The sequence below is a fragment of the Streptosporangium sp. NPDC050284 genome (assembly GCF_044459525.1).
Classification (GTDB): domain Bacteria; phylum Actinomycetota; class Actinomycetes; order Streptosporangiales; family Streptosporangiaceae; genus Streptosporangium.
In genome coordinates this window covers 113317-135363 of the sequence record NZ_JBITIZ010000016.1, presented here as the reverse complement: position 1 = coordinate 135363, position 22047 = coordinate 113317, and the positions used below count along the sequence as shown (strand labels likewise).

The following is a 22047-nucleotide window of genomic DNA, read 5'->3' as shown; positions in this document are numbered from 1 at the left end:
GAAGGAAGGACGACGCGGTGGGGCACGACGACCTGGACTCTAGGGTCCACGACCGTGTCGCGTTGGACGAGATCGCGCTCTATGCCGAGGTGCTGTCCGCCGTCGCGATGAGCGAACGGCCCCTCACCTCGGTGGAGCTCGACAACGCGCTCGGATTGAGCGCTTCGGCTGTTTGCTGAGGCCTCTGGAAGAACCGTTTCCAAGACCTTGTCCCGGACCCTCCGACGGGGTCCGGGACGTGGTCGGAAAAGATAGTCATGTGACTAGTCACGAACGGACGAGACGGGCGATCGCGGCCGACGCCTCCTTGACCTTCTCCTCCGCCTCCGGCCCCCCGGCGCTGATGGCGTCGGCGACGCAGTGCCCGATGTGGTCCTCCAGCAGGCCGAGCGCCACCGCCTGGAGCGCCCGCGTGGCGGCCGAGACCTGGGTCAGCACGTCGATGCAGTAGGCATCCTCTTCGACCATCCGCTGCAGGCCCCTGATCTGCCCCTCGACACGCCGCAACCGGGTCAGATAAGCCTGCTTGTCACCGCTGTACCCATGCATGTCCCAACGGTACCGGTGTCAGGCACGGCGGGATGTCGCCGCGATCAGTTTCTCCCAGCGGTCGGCCACCGAGGACGCGCCGTGACCCGCCGCGACCTCCAACGCCCCCGCGGCCAGCTCCCTGCGCCGCCGCTCGTCGTCGATGAGCGCGAGCATCGCGGCCGCGTACGCCTCGATCTCGTCCTCTCCCTCGGCGACCAACACTCCGTTCCTGCCGTCGGCCACGAGCTCGCCCGGCCCACGGGGGCCGCCGAACGCGATCACCGGTACCCCGCTCGCCATCGCCTCGATCACGGCCATGCCGAGCACCTCCGTCCTGGAGGTGCTCGCCACGATCGACGCCTTGGCGAACTCGCCGGTGAGGTCGGAGGTCGTTCCCATGAAGTAGACGTGGTTGTGCAGGTCGAGGTCACCGACGAGGGCGCGCAGGCGCTTCTCCTCCGGGCCCCCGCCGTACAGGCGCAGCCGCCAGTCGGGGCGCTTGCCCGCGACGACGGCGAACGCGCGGATCAGCCGGTCGTGTGCCTTCGCCGGCACCAGGCGCCCTCCGGCGGCGACGATGCGGTTGTCCATCCGCGAGCGCGGCCACGGCCCCGCGGGCAGCGCGTCGGGGATCACGTTGACCGGCACGTTCCCGCCCAGGAGGTGATCCCACTCCTGCCGGCTCGTCTCGGTGGCGGTGGCGACCGCGTCCAGGCGCGGGTAGAACTTCCTGATCGGCCCCGGTACGGGCGGCCGGCCCCACTCGCGGGCGATCCGCGTGATGTCGCGCGGCGCGTGCCTGGCCACCTGGACGCTCAACCCCGGCCTGGTGCTGACGAGCACGTCGGCCCGCAGCCCGCGTAGCCGCCGCCAGAGGGCGACCTCGGTGCGCATCTGGCCCCGGGGGAGCAGGTATCTGCCTCCCGGCTGGGCGTCGACCACCCAGGAGAGCTTCACTCCGGACGCCACGGGGAAGAACGGTTTCTCCCGCTGACGGCGGACGCTGATGATCTCGACCTCGTGACGTTCTGCCAGCTCTCCCGCGAGGTTGACGATCGAACGTACGTCACCGCGCATGCCGTATACAGAGGGGGTGAGCAGGCAGATCCTCACCCGCCGACCTCGATCCTGAGCTCGTCGTCCGCCGTGTAGCAGGGACGGATCGGCACCCCGTCGATCTGCGCGGCGGGATAGTGCAGGCGTCGGCGCTTGCCGTCGACGTCGTCCAGTCGGGAGCCCAGCCGCAGCGGCGTGGCCACACCGCGTACCTCCAGGGAGGGCTCCCAGGAGCCGGTCTGGTCGGGGGCGGCGGCGAGCACGTCGCACAGCGAGAGCGCCGCGTGGAAGCGCACGCCCTGGACCGTTGCAATGGAGGTCAGCTCGGCGTCGGGCCGGCTGCGGCGCAGGGCGAGCTTCGCCTCGTGCCTCGCCTCGTCGTCGTCGAGGCCGGTGAAGGCGAGCAGCCCGGTGACCTCGAAGCGCCCCTCCCTGAACCAGACGGAACGGACCTCCGCCGTCGGCCGGGCGTCGTCGATCTTCAGGGCGAGGAAGCCGTTGCGGGTCCGGTAGGCGCGGTAGGCCAGTGTGCGGCGGCTCAGCGCGTACGTCTCGAGATGGTCGAGGGAGAATCCGGGGTCGACGCTGCGCAGCCGCGTGCGCGCCTTGCCCTGTTGCAGGTAGGTGTCCCAACGGCCGGGACCGAGTGCGAGCGGGGCGAGTGAGACCGCCAGCTCAGCTTTGCGCATCCGTGCGTCCGGAGTGCCCAACGGCACCCGGCTCTCGACCGAGGTGGCCCGGTTACGCAGGACCAGTTCGGTGCCGTCGGCCAAGGGTTCGTCGACGGCCAGCCGAAGTGAGAGAACATCGGCCAGGGTAACCTCGGCATCGCTGACGACGGCTGGCATCGTCAAGCCCCCTCCCCGTTGAATGAGCTACGCGACGTTGAGGTTACCGTGATTTTCCCGTTATGTGGAGAAAGGTTTTCGGACCTTACGTCCTTTTCACGTTGACTTGACCCTATGTCAGAGGGGACATCGGGAAAATGTCCCCTCTGACGGATGACACACCCGCTGTCAGGGCGCCTCTACGGGCCGGCCTTTGATCGACTTGATCAGCAGCTGGGAGACGTCGACGACCTCCAGCGTCTCCTTGGCCTCGCCCGCGTTCTTCTTCTCGTTGATCGAGTCACCGAGCATGACCAGACAGAACGGGCACGCCGTGGAGATGGTGTCCGGCTCGGTGGTGAGCGCCTCGTCCACCCGCTCGGTGTTGATGCGCTTGCCGAGCCGCTCCTCCATCCACATCCGCGCGCCACCGGCGCCGCAGCAGAAGCCGCGATCCTTGTGGCGGTGCATCTCCTGGGTCTGCACGCCGGGCACCTTGGCCATGATGTCGCGGGGCTGGGAGTAGACCTTGTTGTGGCGGCCGAGGAAGCACGGGTCGTGGTAGGTGATCTTCTCCTCGATCGGCGTGATCGGGACCAGCTTGCCCTCGTCCACCAGCTTGGCCAGCAGCTGGGTGTGGTGCACGACCTCGTAGGTGCCGCCGAGCTGGGGATACTCGTTGGCGAGGGTGTTGAAGCAGTGCGGGCAGGTCGCGACGATCTTCTTGACCCCGGCCTCGTTCAGCGTCTCGATGTTCTGCTTGGCCAGCATGTCGAAGAGGTACTCCATGCCCAGGCGGCGCGCCGGGTCGCCGGTGCACGCCTCCATCGGGCCGAGCACCGCGAACTTCACCCCGGCGACGTGCAGCAGCTCCGCGACCGCCTTGGTGGTCTTCTTCGCCCGGTCCTCCAGCGCTCCGGCGCAGCCGACCCAGAACAGGTACTCGGTGTCGTCGGGCATCTTCTCGTCGACGAGCGTGACCTCGATGGGGTCGACCTCGCGGCTCGCCAGCTCCTCGACCCAGTCGGCCCGCTTCATCTCGGACATCCCCCACGGGTTGCCCTTGTTCTCCAGGTTCTTGACCATGACGCCGGCCTCGGAGGGGAAGTTGGACTCCACCATCGCCTGGTAGCGGCGCATGTCGAGGATGTGGTCGATGTGCTCGATGTCGACCGGGCACTGCTCGACGCAGGCGCCGCAGTTGGTGCACGACCACAGCACGTCGGGGTGGATCACGCCTTCCTCGCCCACCAGCGGCTTGTCCAGCAGGGCCAGCACGTCCTCGTGCAGGCCCGCGCGCTGCTCCCCGGTGGCCATCAGGTACGGAGCGACCTTGAAGGCGTGGTCGCGCTGCTCAAGGATGAGCATCTTCGGCGAGAGCGGCTTGTCGGTGTTCCAGGCCGGGCACTGGTCCTGGCAGCGTCCGCACTCGGTGCAGGTGTAGAAGTCGAGGAAGCCCTTCCAGGTGGTGTCCTCGATCTTGCCCCGGCCGAGCCGGTCGCCGTCGAGCTCCTCGTCCTCGAAGTCGACGAGCTTGCCGTCGATCCGCATCGGCTGGGCGGGGCCGTTGCCGTCGGGACGCCGGGAGAACGCCACGTTCAGCGGCGCGGTGAAGATGTGCAGGTGCTTGGAGTTCACCACGATCACGAGGAAGACCAGCATCACGCCGATGTGCAGGAGCAGCCCGACGTGCTCGAGCGTCTCGTTGGCCGAGGTGCCCAGCGGGCGCAGCAGGGCGGCGGTCGCCTCGGAGGCGAACGCTCCCGAGGCGTAGGGCAGGTTGCCGGTGTTCGCCGCCGCGCCACGGAAGAGGAGCATCGTCCAGATCACGTTGAAGATCATGAAGAGGACGAGCCAGGCACCGCCGAGGTGCGAGCCGAAGAACCGGGACCTACGGCCCAGCTTCTTCGGCGAGTTCTTGATCCTGATGACCGCGAAGGCGATGAGTCCGAGCAGGGCCGCGACCGCGATGAAGTCCTGCAGGAAGCCCAGGATCGGCCACGTCCCGACGAGCGGGATGTGGAAGTCGGGGGTGCCGGTGACGGCCCCCTGGATCAACGCGCCGTACGCCTCCAGATAGACGGTCGCCAGGATGAGGAACGCCCACATGACGAAGAAGTGCGCGACGCCGGAGGCCGTCCACTTCAGCAGCTTCCGCTGCCCGAACACCTCGACCAGCTGGGCCTTGATCTCCTCACCCAGGTTGGCCTTGGCATACTCGACGCGCTCAGGCGCGGGGGGCCCTGCGGTGGCGAGCTTGTACAGGAACAACACGCGGCGCGCGGCGAGCGCGAGCGCGACGGCTGTCATGACCAGCCCGATGATCGCTACCCAGAGCACTGGTCCTCCCACAGACGGCGTTGGCTGCCAGCGTACGACCGCCGGTCATCCACGATGACAGAGGGTCCCCATAGATACTACCGACGAGTAACTTCTCTTTGTCGGGAGACCCCCGGTGACCGTCGTCACCCTACGGTCAACACCGTTCCCAGAACAATGCTCTGCATGCCTCCGAACGGCGTCGAAGTGACCTTCGAGATTCATGGAGCTCGGCGGGCGTGGCCTGGACGTCGGCAGGACGGGGACTCGACGGAGCGTGCCGGTACGCCGGCCCGAATGGTGGGAATGCGCGGGATACAGCGGTATATGGCGGAAAGACCGCTATGGGGGAATCCGGAGGGCGGCGGGGAGACTAACGCGGCGGGTCGAGATAACCCTGGATCGTGGGTGTGAGCAATTTCACCAACTCCTCAAGATCCACCGAGGCGAGCGGCTCCAGTTCGAGGACATAGCGCATCAGGACCACGCCGAACATCTGCGCGAAGGCCGCCTCCATCCGGATCAGCGGGATGTCCAGGCTCTCCGCGACCCGGTTGAGCAGCGCGCGGGTCACGAACTCGCGGATCATGACGACCATCCGCTCGTTCGTCATCGCGGTGCGGGCCAACGCCAGCACCGGCTGACGCGCCCCGGCCTCCGAGGTGATCGTCAGGATGAGCCTGACCAGCCGCTCGCCGACCTCCTCGCGAGGCCCCGCCGTGATCGCCGCGAGGACGTTCTCGGGGTTGACCGGCAACTCCATCGCCTCGACGAACATCTTCTCCTTGCCGGAGAAGTAATGGTGGACCAGCGCCGGGTCCACCCCCGCCTGCCGGGCGATGCCCCGGATGGTCGCCTTGTCGAACCCCTTCTCCGCGAAGGTCTCGCGCGCCGCCGCGAGGATCTGCCCCCGCGTGTCGGCCGAGCCCGGCCTGCGCCCCGGACGCCTTCTCCCCTCCGCCGGCCCGTCCGCGGGCCTCTCCGCGGGTCCGTCCGCGGGCCTCTCCGCGGGTCCGTCCGCGAACCCGTCCGTGGACCCGTTCGCGGGGACGTCCGTGGTCCCGCTCGCGGGCGTGGCCGTTGACGTCCCAGAGGGCCCGTTCGCGGGGACGTCCGTTGACCTCTCCGAGGAGCCGTTCGAAAGCCCGCCCGTGGTGCTCATGACGGGCTCACTCATGCTGGGGTGGAGGCCGCGAGGTGCAGCCGGGCGAAGGCGAGCGCCTCCGCGAGGTCGTCGATCCGCTCGGAACGGCTGGCCGCCCTGCGCGTATTGATCTCCAGCACGACCAGCCCTGAATATCCGTTGCCCGCCATCCGCTCCAGGATCGGCGCGCACGGCTGGTTGCCCCGCCCGGGAACCAGGTGCTCGTCCTTGTTCGGCACTCCGACGCCGTCGGCCAGGTGCAGGTGGGCGAGCCGATCGCCGAGCTTGGTGAACATCTCCAGGGCGTCGGACCCGGACACCGCCGTGTGCGACAGATCCAGCGTGACCTGCGGGAAGTCGTAGTCGACCGGGTTCCAGTCAGGAGAGTAGGGGACGACCTCGTTGCCCCTCGCCCTCAGCGGGAACATGTTCTCCACCGCGAAGACCACGTCGGTCTCCTCACGCATCCTGGCCAGGCCGATCTCGAAGTCGCGCGCGTAGTCGCGCTGCCAGCGGAACGGGGGATGCACCACGACCGTCCTGGCACCGACCCGCTCGGCGGCGCGCTGCGCGCGCTGGAGCTTGGCCCACGGGTCCTTGCCCCACACCCGCTGCGTCACCAGCAGGCACGGTGCGTGAATGGCCAGGATCGGCAGGTGGTAGTGGTCCGACAGCCGCTCCAGGACATCGACGTCCTGGCTCACGGGGTCGGCACCCACCATGATCTCCACACCGTCGTACCCCAGGCGCGCGGCCAGTTCGAAAGCATCGGGAGTACGTTCGGGATACACCGACGCGGTGGACAGCGCGATCTTCGCGCTGGATACACGGACGCTCATACCGCTTCCTCGTCTCCGGCTCGGAGCGCACACTCGCGAACACCGCCGGGCCGACCGGCCCGATCGCTCACGTCGCTCACATTTGCCAGCCTAAGCGGGTCCGGAGAGCAGTGCTGTCCGCCACCACCGACACGGCCTAGATCACACCATTACGGTGAGGGCATGCCGAGGTTCTTGAGGGGCTCCATCCCCAGCCCCAACATCTGGAACACCCCCCAGATCTACGAGTTGGAAAACCGGGCGGTGGATCCCGAGGGGCACGCCGAGGCGGCGATGTCGGCGATCCGGTCGTGGACCGGGGCGACGGTCCTCGACATCGGCTGCGGTACCGGCTACCACCTGCCCGCCCTCGCCTCGACCGCCACCCGGGTGATCGGCGTGGAGCCGCACGAGGACCTCGTCCTGCTGGCCAGGCGCCGCTGCCGCGCCCTGCGGAACGTCGAGATCCATGCCGCCACCGCCCAGGCGATCCCGCTGCCCGGCGCCTCCGTGGACGTGGCCATCGCCCGCTGGGCGTACTTCTTCGGCCCCGGGTGCGAGCCGGGCCTGGCCGAACTCTCCCGGGTGATGCGGCGCGGCGGCGCGGCCTTCGTGATCGACATCGACACCACCCGCGGCGCCTTCGGCCGCTGGTTCGGCCAGTCCATCCCCGCCTACTCCGCCAGGTCCGTCGAGAACTTCTGGAGCCGCCAGGGCTGGCAGACGGACAAGCTCGACCTGCGCATGTCCTTCGAGCGCCGCGCCGACCTGGAGGCCGTGCTCCGCATCGAGTTCACCCCCGCGGTCGCCGACCTGGCCATCGCCGAGACCCCCGGTCTGGAGATCGCCTACCCCAACCTGCTGCGCTGGAAGCGGTTCTGAACGGCGACGACCTCCGCGGGGCCGACCGGGAACAACGGGACGGGGCCTTGACCTTGACGTTGATGTCAAGGTCTATCGTCGTGCCGTGGGGAGGGCCGGATGCGGATCGGTGAGCTGGCGCGGCGGGCGGGTGTCAGCACCCGGGCACTGCGCTACTACGAGCAGCAGGGACTGATCACGGCCCGGCGCTCGGCCAACGGCTACCGGGAGTACGGGGAGGAGGATCTCAGGCTCGTCTCCGAGATCCGCTCGCTGCTCGCCGTCGGCTTCACCCTGGACGACGCCCGCCCGTTCGTCGCCTGCCTGCGGGCCGGTCACGAGTCAGGGGGGTCGTGCCCGGAGTCCGTCGCCGTCTACCAGCGCAAACTGGCGGAGATCGACGACGAGATCCGCATGCTTCTCACCCGGAGGGCGGAGGTGGCGGCGCAGCTGACCACGGCCTGCCCGGGATGCGTACTGAGGAAAGTGGGAGAATCATGATCACATTGACCGCGGAGAACTTCGACGAGCAGGTGCTGCGGAGCGACAAGCCCGTCCTGGTCGACTTCTGGGCCGAGTGGTGCGGGCCGTGCAAGATGATCGCGCCGATTCTGACGGAGATCGAGGCCGAGCTCGGCGACCGCGTCACGATCGCGAAGCTCAACGCCGACGACTACCCCGAGATCACCGCGCGGTACGGCGTCCTCGGCCTGCCGACGCTCAACCTCTACAAGGACGGCGAGGTCGTGCAGCAGATCAAGGGCGCCAAGCCCAAGCGCCTGCTCCTCGCCGAGCTCGAAGGCCACATCTGAAGAAGCGCGCTCCGTCCCTCCCCGCGACTTTCACCCGGTACGGCATGCCGTACCGGGTGAAAGTTGTCGGGCTCTGCCGGTAACGTGCGGCCATGGCGAAGAAGGCTGGTGGCTACCGCTGTGCCGAGTGCGGGTGGCAGACGGCCAAGTGGGTGGGGCGCTGCGGCGAGTGCCAGGCCTGGGGCACGGTCGAGGAGGAGACGGCTCCTGCGGGGGCGCGTGTGGCCTCCGCCGGGGCGGTGTCGGCACCGGCGGTGCCGATCGGCCAGGTCAAGGCCGAGGTGGCGCACGCGCGCGGCACCGGTGTTCCCGAGCTCGACCGGGTCCTCGGCGGCGGTCTGGTTCCCGGAGCCGTCGTGCTGCTGGCCGGCGAGCCCGGCATCGGCAAGTCGACCCTCCTGCTGGAGGCGGCGGCCAAGATCGCCCGACAGCAGACGGTCCTCTACATCACGGGTGAGGAGTCGGCCGCCCAGGTGCGGATCAGGGCCGACCGGATCGGCGCGATCCAGGACCGCCTCTACCTGGCCGCCGAGACCGACCTGGGCGCGTTGGTCTCGCATGTCGAGAAGGTCCAGCCCGACCTGCTCATCGTCGACTCGGTGCAGACGATCGGCTCCACCCAGGCGACGGGCGTGCCCGGCGGGGTGACCCAGGTCAGGGAGGTCGCGGGAAACCTGGTGCGGCTCGCCAAGGAGCGCGGCATGGCCACCGTGCTGGTCGGCCACGTCACCAAGGAGGGCTCGATCGCCGGCCCCCGCACCCTGGAGCACCTGGTCGACGTCGTGCTCCACTTCGAGGGCGACCGGCACTCCCGGCTCCGCCTCGTCCGTGCGATCAAGAACCGGTACGGCCCGGTCGACGAGGTCGGCTGCTTCGACCTGCACGAGAGCGGCATCGAGGGCATCACCGACGCCAGCGGCCTGTTCGTCTCCCATCGCACCGACCCGGTGCCCGGCACGTGCGTCACGGTCACCCTGGAGGGCACCCGGCCACTGCCCGCCGAGGTCCAGGCCCTGGTCGCGAGGACCGAGGCCCAGCAGCCGCGCCGATCCTCCTCCGGGCTCGACACCTACCGGGTCACGATGGTCCTCGCCGTGCTGGAGCGGCGGCTCAACGCCAAGCTGGGCGGATGCGACGTCTTCACCGCCACCGTCGGAGGGATCAAGCTCAGCGATCCCGCCGTGGACCTGTCGGTGATGCTCGCGGTCGCCAGTGCGGCGGGTGACAAGGCGCTCCCCTCCGGCCTGGTGGTGCTCGGTGAGGTGGGCCTGGCGGGAGAGTTGCGCCCGGTGCGCGACGTGCGGCGCCGCCTGTCGGAGGCCGCCCGGCTGGGCTTCACCCGCGCGCTCGTCCCCACCGGCTCCCTCGACACGGGCAAGAAGCGCAACGGCGACCACTCCCTGGTCCGCATGGCCGGACGCGGAGCGCCGTTCGCGCCCGGCTTCGACGTCGTCGAGGCGGAGAATGTCTGGGACGCCCTCACCCATGTCACCTGAGACGCGTCACGGGCTCCGTACGGGGGGTGGCATCCACCGATTCCGGACCGCGCGGATCCTCCGCCGGTAAGCTTGAGCGTTATACGCAGACCACGGGGGTCATGTGCCAGCAAACTACAAAGGGCTCGACGAACGTCGCAGAGCCGTCCTGGCCGCGGTCGCACCCGGCACCGCGCTGCGCGACGGACTGGAGCGCATTCTCCGCGGGCACACGGGTGGCCTGATCGTGCTGGGATACGACGGCACGGTCGAGGAGATATGCAGCGGCGGCTTCGAGCTGGACGTCGAGTTCTCCGCGACGCGGCTGCGCGAGCTGGCCAAGATGGACGGCGCGATCGTCCTCAACTCCGGCGATCTCAGGATCGTACGCGCGGCCGTGCACCTGATGCCCGATCCGTCCATTCCCACCGACGAGTCCGGCACCCGGCACCGCACCGCCCAGCGCGTGGCCCTGCAGACGTCACTGCCGGTCATCTCGCTCAGCAAGTCCATGCGGATCATCGCCCTCTACCTCGACGGCATCCGCTACGTGGTGGAGGAGTCGGCGGTCATCCTGTCCAAGTCCAACCAGGCCCTCGCCACGCTGGAGCGCTACAAGCTCCGCCTGGACGAGGTCTCCGGCACGCTCTCCGCGCTGGAGATCGAGGACCTGGTGACGGTCCGTGACATCGCGGTGGTCGCCCAGCGGCTGGAGATGGTCAGGCGCATCTCCGAGGAGATCGCGGGGTACGTGGTCGAGCTCGGCACCGACGGCCGGCTGCTCTCCCTGCAGCTGGACGAGCTCGTCGCCGGCACGGAGAGCGACCGTGAGCTGATCGTGCGCGACTACCTGCCCGCGGCGGGCCGCCGCCCGCGCAAGTTCGCCGAGGCGCTGCACGAGCTCGACCAGCTCTCCTCCGCCGAGCTTCTCGACCTCTCGGTCGTCGCCCAGATCCTCGGCCACTCGGGCAACGACGCACTGGAGGCCCCGGTGAGCCCACGGGGCTACCGGCTGCTGGCCAAGGTCCCGCGTCTGCCGAACACGGTGGTCGACCGCCTCGTCGACCACTTCGCCAGCCTGCAGAAGCTCCTCGCGGCCAGCATCGGCGAGCTCCAGGAGGTGGGCGGGGTGGGCGAGGCGAGGGCCCGCCACATCCGCGAAGGCCTCTCCCGGCTCGCGGAGTCGTCCATCCTGGAACGCTACGTCTGAGATTCCGGCGGGGCCCCGGTGAGCCCACGGCGTACCCGGCGTCCCGCGCGCCCTCCGGATTCGACAGCCCCGACGACCGCGAAAAGCGAACCCGGGACACCCCCGATGATCCCCGAGGGCGGCCTCAAGGTCCCGCCGGACGGGAACCCCGACGGCTGAGGTCTCGCCAGACGGCAACCCCGACTGCTACCGAAGGTGGAAGACCGCCTTGCGGCTCCTCAGGCCTGGAGCGTGGACCACCGCGACGTAGGTACCCGGCAGGGCGGCGGCGCGGTCGGCGGTGCAGTTGTCGCCGGACCGGCGGCGGTCCCACACCAGCTCCTTGACGTACGGGATGCCCCGGTCGAGTTCGCGGATCTTGACGGCGTCGCCGCCGACGCAGTCGGAGGACGACCACACGCGGTCGTTGCCGGAGGTGATGCGCATCTCCATCGCGCGCGGCCCGACGTCGGCGGTGCACATCACCTTGCCGACGTTGACGAGGGTGAGGACGAAGCGGGGCTGGACTCCCGCCGGGTAGATCGTCCCCTCGCCCTCCATGCTCAGCACGAGCTGCGGGGAGACGCAGGCCTCGCCCGGCCGTCTGGGCCGCACGACCGCCTTCGGCATGGGCGTCGGGCTCGCGGACGTCGAGGGGACGACCGTCATGGTCGGCAGGACGGCCGTCAGCGGGTCAGGTGTCTCCTGTCCGGCGGCCGAGGTGCTCCTCTCCCTGAGGTCATCCGGCCTGCTCGTCGACGAGCAGGCCCACGCCACGACGGCGACCACCACGAGCACACCGACAAGCGCGGCTATCCGGCGCCGCCAGTAGACGTCGGCTCCAACGTCACTACGGAACGTGTCGGGATCCATACGCTCAGTATGGTTAGTCCTGGCGGACCACAGGAGACGACCCGCCGCTTCCGGCCTGTTTCGGCCGCAGGTCAGTCGTCGGGGCGGGCATGGAGCAGGCACAGCCAGGCGCGGACAGACACAGTCAAGTGCAGCCAAGTGCAGACAGGCGAAGCCAGGCCAAGGCGTCCGCGCCTGTCCGCGTCCGCCCGTGTCTGCCCGTGCCTGTCCGTGCCCGCACTATCGTCGAAAGGTGCCCGAGTCGAACCGCTTACTCGAACCCGTCCTCGACTGGTACGCCGGCAACGCCCGCGACCTTCCCTGGCGTACGCCCGGCGCCTCCCCCTGGTCGATCCTGGTCAGCGAGATCATGCTGCAGCAGACCCCGGTGGTCAGGGTGCTTCCCGTCTGGACCGACTGGATGGAGCGCTGGCCCACACCCGCCTCCCTCGCCCGCGAGTCCCCCGGAGAGGCCGTACGCCACTGGGGCCGCCTCGGCTACCCCCGCCGGGCACTGAACCTGCACGCGTGCGCCCGCGCGATCACCGAACGGCACGGCGGAGAGGTCCCCACCGGCCACGACGCCCTGCTCGCGCTTCCCGGTGTCGGCGAGTACACCGCCGCCGCGGTCGCCAGCTTCGCCTTCAAGGGCCGCCACGCGGTTCTCGACACCAACGTGCGGCGGGTCCTGGCGCGGGCCGTCAGCGGGCAGGAGTATCCGCCCAAGGCCACCACGCCCCCGGAACGCAGGCTCGCCGCCTCCCTGCTCCCCGACGCCGACCGCGCACCCGTCTGGGCGGTCGCCGTGATGGAACTGGGCGCCCTGGTCTGCACCGCTCGCGCCGCCCGCTGCGCCGACTGCCCGATCAGTGACCTGTGCGCCTGGCGCCTCGCGGGCAAACCGGCCCACGACGGTCCGGCGCGCAAGGGCCAGACGTACGCGGGAACGGACCGCCAGTGCCGTGGCCGCCTCCTCGCGGTGCTGCGCCAGGCCCACGGCGCCGTACCCAAGGACGCCCTCGACGTGGTCTGGGACGACGCCCCGCAGCGCGAGCGCGCCCTCGACGGCCTGGTCGCGGACGGCCTGGCCGAAGTCCTCGACGACGGCACCTACCGCCTCCCCGGCTGAGTCACCAGCCGGTGCGGTACGTCGTCCATGCGATGGCGGCGGCAGCCGCTCGGCGTTGGTAGGCGCGAAGGTTCGGGACGCCCGGCGGTGCGGGCTGCCGGCTCATCCGGGTCCAGTACCCGGCGAACGATGCGGCGTAGCCGGTGATCACATCCGATGGGGCGAAATCCCATGCCTGGACGCCGATCAGCGTCTTCTCCGCCGACGCCGGAGAATGGCCCGCCATGATCATGTGAGGGACGAGGTCGGCGACGTCCTGCCAGGCGGCTCCCCTGCTGGGTTGTGCCCAGTCCACGACGAACACGCCCCCGCCCATAGCGATGATCATGTTGTCGGGGCGGATGTCGCCGTGAACCAGGGTGGCCCCATCGGCGTAATGCGCCCAGTGGGTCTCCAGCTCCGAGAGATCGCGCAGGTGGCGTCGTTCCCAGCCGCCGAGGTCGCTCAGCGGGCGGGCGACCATTTCGCGCCAGCCGTGCAGGAGGGAGACGCGAGTGGTGGAGGCCGAGGGGAGGTCGGACAGTGGGGAAGGCGCCAGCAGTTCGCCCATGCCGGATACGGCCGTGACGACAGCGGGCACATCGGCCGACCCTGGCGACAGGTCGGGGTGGCGGCCGTCGAGGTCATCGAAGATCAGAACGATCCACCCCGCCGATACGCCATACCACCGTAGACGTGGAGCCGGCGCGGTGGCGGGAAGGCCCGCGGAGGTCGCTGCCTTCGAGGAAGCAGGCTCCCCAACAGAAGATCGTGCCCGCCTGGTCAGTCCATACGGTCAGCTCAGAGCTGATCACAAGACGAGGCCTGCTCTCGTCGTAGGCGATCTCTGGGTAGATGCGGTGGGTGTGTAGTTCGGTGCGCAGGTGTTTGAGGGCGCTGATGGCATCGGGGCGCCAGGTGGTCGCGCTCAAATGATCGCCAGCCAGGGGGTCGAGGTGCGGGATCACGGGCGCCTCCTTTTCCACGACGAGAAGCGTGGCTTTGGGACTTGCTCGGCGCGCGCCGAAGGGGCCGTCATCACGTCCCGGCGGCGCGACGACGGGGCGAGTGTCTGGACGAGGGAAGGACCGAGGTGTGCGCTTGGGCAGCGGCGTCGGCGCGGCCGAGGCGGGCTGTTCAGGACGGCGCTGCGCGGGCACGAGGGGAATGGCCTCAGCGTCGACGAACGCTTCGGAAGCGGGCAGCAAAATGCCGAAGCGCCAGGCCTCCAAGCGGACGGCCATCAGCTCCCTGAACGGCTGGACGTAGTCGTGGTCGACGGCGCCCTGGCCGGGACAGCCATGCGCGTAGGGGGCATGCCCGCAGAGGGCACAGCCCATCGGCATCGGCGAAACTTCGGCAAAGCAGCCACAGCCGATTGCCGCAGCCTGGTCGAGACTCGGGGCATTAGGGTTGTTCACGGGTCAGGAGTGCCTTCCTGGTCAAGGGCCTGTTCGGTGTTCTCAGCACCCAGCAGGCCCGATCTTTTCTCTGACAGCTCAAGGCGATACTGCAGAAGACAAACGTTTAACATCTCCGGCTTGGTGCGATCGAGACCCACGTCAAGAGATGACAAACGTTTAACCTCTATGCTTGGTGGCTGCGAGAGAGGAGAGCTGGATCATGAAGTTCACATATAGGGACATAGCCGAAGACCTGCGTAAATCAATCCGGAGCGGAACCTACGCTCCCGGTAAGACCCTGCCGTCCGAGACAGCCCTCGCTGCGGACTACGGCGTCTCTCGTAGTCTGGTGAACAAGGCGTTGCAACTCCTGGCCACTGAAGGCCTGGTACGTCCCCGACAGGGAGACGGAACCCGAGTGACTTGGCTTCCGCCCCTGTCACGGTCCGGCGCTCGCTATCGGCGCGACACACGTGAGCACGAAGGAGCGAAAAGGGCGTTCGACGCTGAGATTCGTGCCATCGGCCTGGAACCTCAGCATGAGATCTCGGTTACACGAATGACCGCTCCGGACGACATCTCCGTCCTTTTTGGCCTTTCGGAGATCACCGTGATACGCCGGTCACGTCGCCTGCTTGCCTCCGGCATACCCGTCAGTCTCGTCGTTTCCTACATGCCTGCTGACATCGCGGTCGGCACCGCGCTCGAAGAACCTGAGCCGATGATCGTCGGGGGCATCAAGTCCCTGTACGCCAGTCTCGGCCATCCTCAGGTGGAGGCAGACGAGCGGATCTTGGTTCGCCTCCCAACCGACGAAGAGGCGGAGAAGCTGGAGATCAGTACCGAAAGGCCGGTCTTCGACATTCTTCACACGGGGCGCATGGCTGACGGCCGGACCGTGGAGGTGACCACGACCGTCACGCCTACCAGCTACCTGATCATCGAATCCACGTTCCCTCTCACCTGATCCTCGGCATCCCACATCCATCGGAGATTTTTGTGGACGCTCTCACCGTAAGAGCCCGTGAGCTGGCGGCGGCCGGAAGGTTACCCGCCTACGTGTACGACCTGGCCGCCCTGGACGCGCACGCGGCGGCGGTGCGGGCCGCGCTTCCGGGAATCGAGCTGTACTACGCGGCCAAGGCAAACCCGGACCCGGAGTTGCTGCGGGTGCTGGCCCGGCACGTGGACGGGGTCGAGGTCGCCTCCGGTGGCGAGCTGGAGCACGTGCGGGGTGTGCTCCCGTCGGCCAGGATCGCGTTCGGCGGCCCCGGCAAGACCGACGACGAGCTCCGGCTCGCCCTCGATCACGGCGTCGAACGGCTGCACGTGGAAAGCCCGAACGAGTTGCGCCGCCTGATCGCCACCGGGCGGGAGGCCGACGTGCTGCTCCGCGCCAACCTGGCCCTTTCGCTGGGGGACGTGGCCCTGGCGATGGGCGGCGGCGCGACCCCCTTCGGCATGGACCCGGCCGGCGTCGAGGAGTGTCTCGCGCTTCTGGAGCGCCAGGACGCGGTGCGCCTGCGTGGCGTTCACGCCCACCTGGCCAGCGGCCTGGACGCCCCGCGCATGCTGGAGGTCGCCGACGGCGTGCTCGGCTACGCCCGCGGCCTTGGCCTGACCGAGATCAACCTTGGTGGCGGCATGGCCGTCGACTACGCCGACCCCGGCGCCGTCTTCGACTGGGAGACCTACGGCAAGGGCCTGGCGGGACTGCGCCGCCCCGGCGAGACGCTGCGCGTCGAGCCCGGCCGGTCCGTGTCGGTCTACTGCGGGCGGTACGTGACCCGTGTGCTGGACGTCAAGCGAGTCCACGGCGAGTTGTTCGCCATCGTGGCGGGCGGGACCCACCACATCCGCACACCCGCGACCAAGGGCCACGACCAGCCGATGGTCATCGCCGGGGAGGGCGAGCCGGTCACGGTCGTCGGCCAGCTCTGCACTCCCAAGGACACCCTCGCGCGCCGGGTCCCGGCCGCTCTGGCGACCGGCGATCTGGTGCAGTTCCTGATGGCCGGCGCCTACGCCTGGAACATCTCCCACCACGATTTCCTGATGCACCCGCATCCGGAGTTCTCGTACGTCTGAGGTGTGCCGCCCCCATGCCGCGAAAGCCCTCGGCTCTTCTTGCAGCCGAGGGCTTCGACGATTTCCCGGTGATGAGCCGTTGTGACACGAAGAGATCAGGACACCTCTCCCGGAGCCGTCCGGCGCCGAGTTCGGTGAGTCCGCCCTCGGCATCGACACAACAGGGCGTCGAGCCAGGAAGGTCAGGCGGCGAGGCGCAGGCCGAGGGCGGTGAGGCTGGTGCGGGCCCAGTCGAGCTCCTCGGCGATCACGTTGACCAGGGCGCCGGGGCCCTTGCCCCTGAGGGGCACGGCGAGATCGTGGGTCTCCACCTCGATGTGGGCGGTGCCGTTCACCGCGCCGGAGAGCATCGCGGTGAGGGTGTCCTCCAGGACCGGGCGGGTGCTGGGCAGCTCCTGGCACGCGGCGGCCATGTGGTTGTGTACGTGGCCGAGCTTCACCACGGGGGCTCCGGTGTCCGCCAGGCCGCGCAGGGCGGCTCCCGGCTCCTCAGAGCCGCCCGCGAGATAGCAGGCGTCCAGGCAGATGCCCAGGTGCTCGGAGTCGATGCCGCCGACCCGGTCGAGGGCCTGCTTGGTGGTCTCCAGCACGCATCCGGGCCACGGCTCGAAACCGACCCTGATCGTCTTGCCGGTGACGCTGTACAGTCCGCGCAGCTCACGGGCGAGGCGCTCCATCCGCCGCGAGGCGATCGAGTGCAGGTCGGCGGGCCAGTCGCGGCGCCAGCCGATGGGGATGGTGGAGATGCTTCCGAAACGGACGTCCTGCGGGAGCAGGAAGGCGAGGATCCTGGCCAGCGCCATCGTGTAGCGGTAACGCTCGGGCTTGGCCCAGTCGGGGCCGGGGACCTCCTGGTTTCTGCCACCGGTGCCGTTGAGGCTGACGACCTCCAGACCACGCTCCTCAAGGGATCGGCGCAGGCGCACCAGCTCGATCCTGTCGGAGGTGAGATGGTCGGCGACGCTCGGGGAGAGCCAGAGGCCGACCCCCATGCGCTCCACCCCGAGGCGCTTGCGCACCGGCACCGCGTACCGCGTGAGGTGCGCGATGAGGTTCTCCAGATCCTCGGCGGGGTGCACACCCGCGTTGTAGGCCAGGTGAACGAGCGTCCCGTCCTCGTGCCGTAAACGCATGCGTGCCTCCAAAGCGTGCTTTCGTGTAAGCGTCCCGATGGCCCCCGCGCCGCTCGTCGACGGCGGCGCGAGCCGGAGCCCTCCGGCCGGGAGTCCGGCCCGGTCGTCTGAAGCATCCCGCGCGGGCACCGATCTCCGCGTCACTCTCGGAGTTGATTCCTCGGTACGTCGCCGGGCTGACCTCGATACCGCTCTCACCGCAGCCGGTACTACTTTCAGATCATCCGGGTGAGAGTCACCGAACTCACTCTACAGAGTGTAGTACTACCTGTCGTGGCGAAATACCGTCTTAGATAACAAATGAGCAGACCCCGCCGTGAGTCTCCTCACGGCGGGGTCTGCTCATTCGGCCTGAATCAGGCCATGTCTGACCGGCTCCGGTCCTGGATCGGCTACACGATGGCCGCGGCCGAGTCGGGGACCTGGGGAGACGGCGCGTTCTCACCGATGAAGGTGAACTTCGCGTTCTCCCCCTCGCCCTCGATCCCGATCTTCACGATCTGGCCGGGGCGGAGCTCCCCGTACAGGATCTTCTCGGACAGGATGTCCTCCAGCTCGCGCTGGATCGTACGGCGGAGCGGACGGGCGCCCATCACGGGGTCGTAGCCACGGTCGGCCAGCAGCTGCTTGGCCTCCTGCGTGAGCTCCATCCCCATGTCGCGGTCCTTCAGACGCAGGTCCACCTGGGCCAGCATCAGGTCGACGATGCGGATGATCTCCTTCGGCGTGAGCTGGTGGAAGACCACGATGTCGTCGACACGGTTGAGGAACTCCGGCCGGAAGTGCTGCTTGAGCTCCTCCTGGACCTTCGACTTCATCCGGTCGTAGTTGGACTCGGCGTCGTTGTTCTTCGCGAAGCCGACGCCCTGCCCCTTGGAGATGTCTCGGGTGCCGAGGTTCGTCGTCATGATGATGACGGTGTTCTTGAAGTCGACCACCCGGCCCTGGGCGTCGGTCAGGCGACCGTCCTCCAGGATCTGCAGCAGCGAGTTGAAGATGTCGGGGTGGGCCTTCTCGATCTCGTCGAACAGGACGACCGAGAACGGCTTGCGCCGCACCTTCTCCGTCAGCTGACCGCCCTCCTCGTATCCGACATAGCCGGGAGGCGAGCCGAACAGGCGGGAGACGGTGTGCTTCTCCATGAACTCCGACATGTCCAGCATGATCAGCGCGTCCTCGTCCCCGAACAGGAACTCGGCCAGCGCCTTGGACAGCTCGGTCTTACCGACACCTGACGGACCGGCGAAGATGAACGAGCCACCCGGACGGCGCGGGTCCTTCAGACCGGCGCGCGTACGGCGGATCGAGCGGGACAGACCCTTGATGGCGTCGTCCTGACCGATGATCCGCTTGTGGAGCTCGTCCTCCATGCGGAGCAGTCGCTGGGACTCCTCCTCGGTGAGCTTGAAGACCGGGATGCCGGTGGCGGTCGCCAGGACCTCCGCGATGAGCTCCTCGGTGACCTCGGCGACGACGTCCATGTCGCCGGCCTTCCACTCCTTCTCGCGGCGCTCGCGCTTGAGCTGGAGCTGCTTCTCCTGGTCGCGCAGCGCGGCGGCCTTCTCGAAGTCCTGCGCGTCGATCGCGGACTCCTTGTCGCGCCGCACGTTGGCGATCTTCTCGTCGTACTCGCGGAGGTCCGGCGGCGCGGTCATGCGGCGGATGCGCATGCGCGAGCCGGCCTCGTCGATGAGGTCGATCGCCTTGTCCGGCAGGAACCGGTCGCTGATGTAGCGATCGGCCAGCTGCGCGGCGGCCACCAGGGCGCCGTCCGTGATGGAGACGCGGTGGTGTGCCTCGTAACGGTCGCGCAGGCCCTTGAGGATCTCGATCGTGTGGCTGAGGCTGGGCTCGGCCACCTGGATCGGCTGGAAGCGTCGTTCGAGCGCCGCGTCCTTCTCCAGGTGCTTGCGGTATTCGTCGAGGGTGGTGGCCCCGATGGTCTGCAGCTCGCCTCGGGCCAGCATCGGCTTCAGGATGCTGGCGGCGTCGATCGCGCCCTCGGCGGCACCCGCGCCGACGAGCGTGTGGAGCTCGTCGATGAACAGGATGATGTCGCCTCGGGTGCGGATCTCCTTGAGGACCTTCTTCAGCCGCTCCTCGAAGTCACCACGGTAACGGGAACCCGCCACGAGGGCGCCCAGGTCGAGGGTGTAGAGCTGCTTGTCCTTGAGCGTCTCCGGCACCTCGCCCTTGACGATCTTCTGGGACAGGCCTTCCACGACGGCGGTCTTGCCGACGCCGGGCTCTCCCACCAGGACCGGGTTGTTCTTGGTCCTGCGGGACAGGACCTGCATGACCCGCTCGATCTCCTTCTCCCGGCCGATGACCGGGTCGAGCTTGCCCTCACGGGCGGCCTGGGTCAGGTTGCGGCCGAACTGGTCCAGCACAAGGGAGGTCGACGGTGCGGCCTCGGTCGGACCGCCCGCGGCGGCCGGCTCCTTGCCCTGGTAACCGTGGAGCAGCTGGATGACCTGCTGCCGGACCCGGTTGAGATCGGCTCCCAGCTTCACCAGCACCTGGGCGGCGACGCCCTCGCCCTCACGGATGAGGCCGAGCAGGATGTGCTCGGTGCCGATGTAGTTGTGTCCCAGCTGCAGGGCTTCGCGGAGCGACAGCTCAAGGACCTTCTTGGCACGCGGGGTGAACGGAATGTGCCCCGACGGCGCAGACTGACCCTGGCCGATGATCTCCTCGACCTGCTGACGCACACCTTCAAGACTGATGCCGAGGCTCTCCAGAGCCTTGGCGGCAACGCCTTCACCTTCATGGATCAAGCCAAGAAGAATGTGCTCCGTACCGATGTAGTTGTGGTTGAGCATCCGGGCCTCTTCTTGGGCCAGGACGACAACCCGCCGTGCGCGGTCGGTGAACCTCTCGAACATCTCGTCGCTCCTCACAGAGCGGTCAGGCAGGTCCGGGATATCCGAGCCCTGTCATCCCGCATGGTAGCCCCGACCCGGCGACCGCTCTATGCAGAAGACGTTCCCCGAGCGCAGGGCGTTCACCCTCCATCCAACTACTTATGGGGGGTGCGATGTTCCCGCTACGCCGCAAGCGAACGACGTTTGTCTTCCAGTAAAACGCATCATGCGGTCATGGCCGCCACCGGACCCCACCGTGACCGCCATAACCGCATGATTCACTCGATCTACTGAGCCGATCTAGTGAGCCTGCTCGTACTGCTCGACGATCTTCGAGGCGATCCGACCGCGCTCGCTGACATTGAGTCCGTGAGACTTCGCCCACGCCCGGATGTCGGCGCTCTTCTCTCGCGTGAGTGCCCGCGCTCCGCCTGCGCGACGGCGGCGGGGAGCCAGGGCGCCGGAACGGCGGGCGCTCTGCACGAAAGGCGACAGGGAGTCGCGGAGCTTCTTCGCGTTAACGTCACTCAGGTCAATCTCATAGCTGGTGCCGTCAATCGCGAAGGCGACAGTCTCATTGGCCTCGCCCCCATCGAGGTCGTCGATGAGAATCTCCTGGATCTGCTTGGCCATCTACACAATCCTTTCGCGGAGTATTGTTTCATTCGCAAGCTAAACATATACCCGCGATCGAAGAGCGGCAATTCCAGGAGCTCGGCGATTCTCACAGGCAACCGAGACTCACCGGTCGAGCCTCCCGTGGATCAGCTCTTCTGCGACTCGGGGTCGGGCCGTTTTGCCGGACGTCGGCCGGCGGCTTCACTCCGAAGTAGCTTGACGACTCCGAAGATGAAGGCCCCGCCGACGACCGCCGGGGGTATCAACGCGGACAATACGTCGTACATTCGTCCTCGCTCCGCACCGTGGGTGGCTTTCTGGGGACCATGAAAATATGGCGGCGGCTCTCCGGGCCTCGCGGGCGCGCCCGATCGGTGGAACCGCCCATGGATGACCATAGCGCCACCGACCGGCGACACGCGTCACAGGGGCGACCATGCCGTCTTCCTCCAGCCTAATGCTTCTCTCCAGCTCTCTTACCGGTTGTGGTCGTAAAGGCACGAGGAAAAACCAGGGGGGCCATCAGGTGATCATCATCGTCGCCGTAATACCAATGCCGCACGGCTTCCGCGCCGCCGCACCATCGACCTCCCGGCGACGAAGTCCCTGCTGAAGGGGCTGTCCGCCGGGATGAACAACACCTTGCCATGGAGCCTGAGATCGCCGCCGGTGACTTCATCGCGAGAATGCCCTCCGTCGGCAGAACGCCCGGACGGGGAGCCGCTCGCTTCATCACCCCGGTGTGAACCGATGTGACACAAGTGTATGGAACAAGACGGATCTTCAACACTTTCTTGCCAAGAGTACGACCCACTCCGGCACGGAGTACATAGTCGTAGACCGTATAACCACCAAACGCGATGCACTCCTCAGACAACCTCGCCAACACCGGGCGCCCCGATCCGGATCCGTAAGAAGGACTTCACCGGCTGCCCCGAACACACGGCGG

The 22047-nt window shown here is 68.2% G+C and carries 20 protein-coding genes; 8 read left to right on the top strand and 12 right to left on the bottom strand.

Annotation, left to right across the window (positions count from 1 at the left end; translation table 11 throughout):
* Window positions 1-267: 267 nt before the first annotated feature.
* The 6 genes from ACIBH4_RS31590 to ACIBH4_RS31565 form a co-directional block, all read right to left on the bottom strand.
* Window positions 268-549 (bottom strand): metal-sensitive transcriptional regulator, encoded by a 282-nt coding sequence (locus tag ACIBH4_RS31590; RefSeq protein ID WP_350941509.1) that lies wholly within the window; start codon window positions 547-549, stop codon window positions 268-270.
* Window positions 550-567: 18 nt separating this feature from the next.
* Window positions 568-1644 (bottom strand): glycosyltransferase, encoded by a 1077-nt coding sequence (locus ACIBH4_RS31585; RefSeq protein WP_362510361.1) that lies wholly within the window; start codon window positions 1642-1644, stop codon window positions 568-570.
* Window positions 1641-2435 (bottom strand): hypothetical protein, encoded by a 795-nt coding sequence (locus ACIBH4_RS31580; RefSeq protein WP_362510871.1) that lies wholly within the window; start codon window positions 2433-2435, stop codon window positions 1641-1643. The genes ACIBH4_RS31585 and ACIBH4_RS31580 overlap by 4 nt, the downstream gene beginning before the upstream one ends.
* A gap of 168 nt (window positions 2436-2603) precedes the next feature.
* A complete protein-coding gene (locus ACIBH4_RS31575) occupies window positions 2604-4754 on the bottom strand; it encodes a heterodisulfide reductase-related iron-sulfur binding cluster (protein WP_362764672.1) in 2151 nt (716 codons plus the stop codon).
* A gap of 352 nt (window positions 4755-5106) precedes the next feature.
* The gene (locus ACIBH4_RS31570) at window positions 5107-5895 is read right to left on the bottom strand and encodes a TetR family transcriptional regulator (RefSeq protein WP_362764674.1); all 789 of its coding nucleotides are present in this window, start codon (window positions 5893-5895) and stop codon (window positions 5107-5109) included.
* A gap of 11 nt (window positions 5896-5906) precedes the next feature.
* On the bottom strand, window positions 5907-6716 hold the full coding sequence (locus ACIBH4_RS31565; RefSeq protein ID WP_362510352.1) for a sugar phosphate isomerase/epimerase: 810 nt from the start codon (window positions 6714-6716) through the stop codon (window positions 5907-5909).
* Window positions 6717-6878: 162 nt separating this feature from the next.
* On the opposite strand from ACIBH4_RS31565, the gene ACIBH4_RS31560 reads away from it, so the two are divergent.
* The 5 genes from ACIBH4_RS31560 (at window position 6879) to disA (ending at window position 11053) form a co-directional block, all read left to right on the top strand.
* Window positions 6879-7577, top strand: a complete 699-nt coding sequence (locus tag ACIBH4_RS31560) for a class I SAM-dependent methyltransferase (RefSeq protein ID WP_362510349.1) — start codon at window positions 6879-6881, stop codon at window positions 7575-7577.
* Between the two features lie 99 nt (window positions 7578-7676).
* Window positions 7677-8057 (top strand): MerR family transcriptional regulator, encoded by a 381-nt coding sequence (locus ACIBH4_RS31555; RefSeq protein WP_362510346.1) that lies wholly within the window; start codon window positions 7677-7679, stop codon window positions 8055-8057.
* Entirely contained in the window at window positions 8054-8368 is a 315-nt protein-coding gene (trxA, locus tag ACIBH4_RS31550; protein ID WP_362510343.1) for a thioredoxin, read from the top strand. The genes ACIBH4_RS31555 and trxA overlap by 4 nt, the downstream gene beginning before the upstream one ends.
* 92 nt (window positions 8369-8460) lie before the next feature.
* Window positions 8461-9864, top strand: a complete 1404-nt coding sequence (gene radA, locus ACIBH4_RS31545) for a DNA repair protein RadA (protein ID WP_350941518.1) — start codon at window positions 8461-8463, stop codon at window positions 9862-9864.
* A 103-nt stretch (window positions 9865-9967) separates the two neighbouring features.
* A complete protein-coding gene (disA, locus tag ACIBH4_RS31540; RefSeq protein WP_362510340.1) occupies window positions 9968-11053 on the top strand; it encodes a DNA integrity scanning diadenylate cyclase DisA in 1086 nt (361 codons plus the stop codon).
* Window positions 11054-11239: 186 nt separating this feature from the next.
* Here disA and ACIBH4_RS31535 read toward each other — a convergent pair whose 3' ends face one another.
* The gene (locus ACIBH4_RS31535; protein WP_362510337.1) at window positions 11240-11905 is read right to left on the bottom strand and encodes a hypothetical protein; all 666 of its coding nucleotides are present in this window, start codon (window positions 11903-11905) and stop codon (window positions 11240-11242) included.
* 232 nt (window positions 11906-12137) lie between these two features.
* Between ACIBH4_RS31535 and ACIBH4_RS31530 the strand changes: the two genes are divergently transcribed.
* Window positions 12138-13013, top strand: a complete 876-nt coding sequence (locus ACIBH4_RS31530; protein ID WP_362510334.1) for an A/G-specific adenine glycosylase — start codon at window positions 12138-12140, stop codon at window positions 13011-13013.
* Between the two features lies 1 nt (window position 13014).
* Here ACIBH4_RS31530 and ACIBH4_RS31525 read toward each other — a convergent pair whose 3' ends face one another.
* Both ACIBH4_RS31525 and ACIBH4_RS31520 read right to left on the bottom strand, forming a co-directional pair.
* The gene (locus ACIBH4_RS31525; RefSeq protein WP_362510868.1) at window positions 13015-13656 is read right to left on the bottom strand and encodes a phosphotransferase; all 642 of its coding nucleotides are present in this window, start codon (window positions 13654-13656) and stop codon (window positions 13015-13017) included.
* Entirely contained in the window at window positions 13637-14413 is a 777-nt protein-coding gene (locus ACIBH4_RS31520) for a hypothetical protein (protein ID WP_362764677.1), read from the bottom strand. Before ACIBH4_RS31520 ends, ACIBH4_RS31525 begins: the two co-directional genes overlap by 20 nt.
* 202 nt (window positions 14414-14615) lie before the next feature.
* On the opposite strand from ACIBH4_RS31520, the gene ACIBH4_RS31515 reads away from it, so the two are divergent.
* A complete protein-coding gene (locus ACIBH4_RS31515; RefSeq protein ID WP_362510328.1) occupies window positions 14616-15362 on the top strand; it encodes a GntR family transcriptional regulator in 747 nt (248 codons plus the stop codon).
* A 32-nt stretch (window positions 15363-15394) separates the two neighbouring features.
* Window positions 15395-16483, top strand: coding sequence for an alanine racemase (locus ACIBH4_RS31510; RefSeq protein ID WP_362764680.1), 1089 nt, complete (start codon window positions 15395-15397; stop codon window positions 16481-16483).
* Window positions 16484-16665: 182 nt separating this feature from the next.
* Here ACIBH4_RS31510 and ACIBH4_RS31505 read toward each other — a convergent pair whose 3' ends face one another.
* From ACIBH4_RS31505 to ACIBH4_RS31495, 3 genes are all read right to left on the bottom strand, one after another.
* Window positions 16666-17616, bottom strand: coding sequence for a TIM barrel protein (locus ACIBH4_RS31505; protein ID WP_350941523.1), 951 nt, complete (start codon window positions 17614-17616; stop codon window positions 16666-16668).
* A gap of 392 nt (window positions 17617-18008) precedes the next feature.
* Window positions 18009-20501: an ATP-dependent Clp protease ATP-binding subunit gene (locus tag ACIBH4_RS31500; RefSeq protein WP_362510322.1), complete on the bottom strand. Its 2493-nt coding sequence runs from the start codon at window positions 20499-20501 to the stop codon at window positions 18009-18011.
* Window positions 20502-20780: 279 nt separating this feature from the next.
* Window positions 20781-21113 carry an Lsr2 family protein gene (locus ACIBH4_RS31495; RefSeq protein ID WP_350941526.1) on the bottom strand — a complete coding sequence of 111 codons (333 nt, stop codon included), beginning with the start codon at window positions 21111-21113 and terminating at the stop codon, window positions 20781-20783.
* Between the last annotated feature and the right edge of the window lie 934 nt (window positions 21114-22047).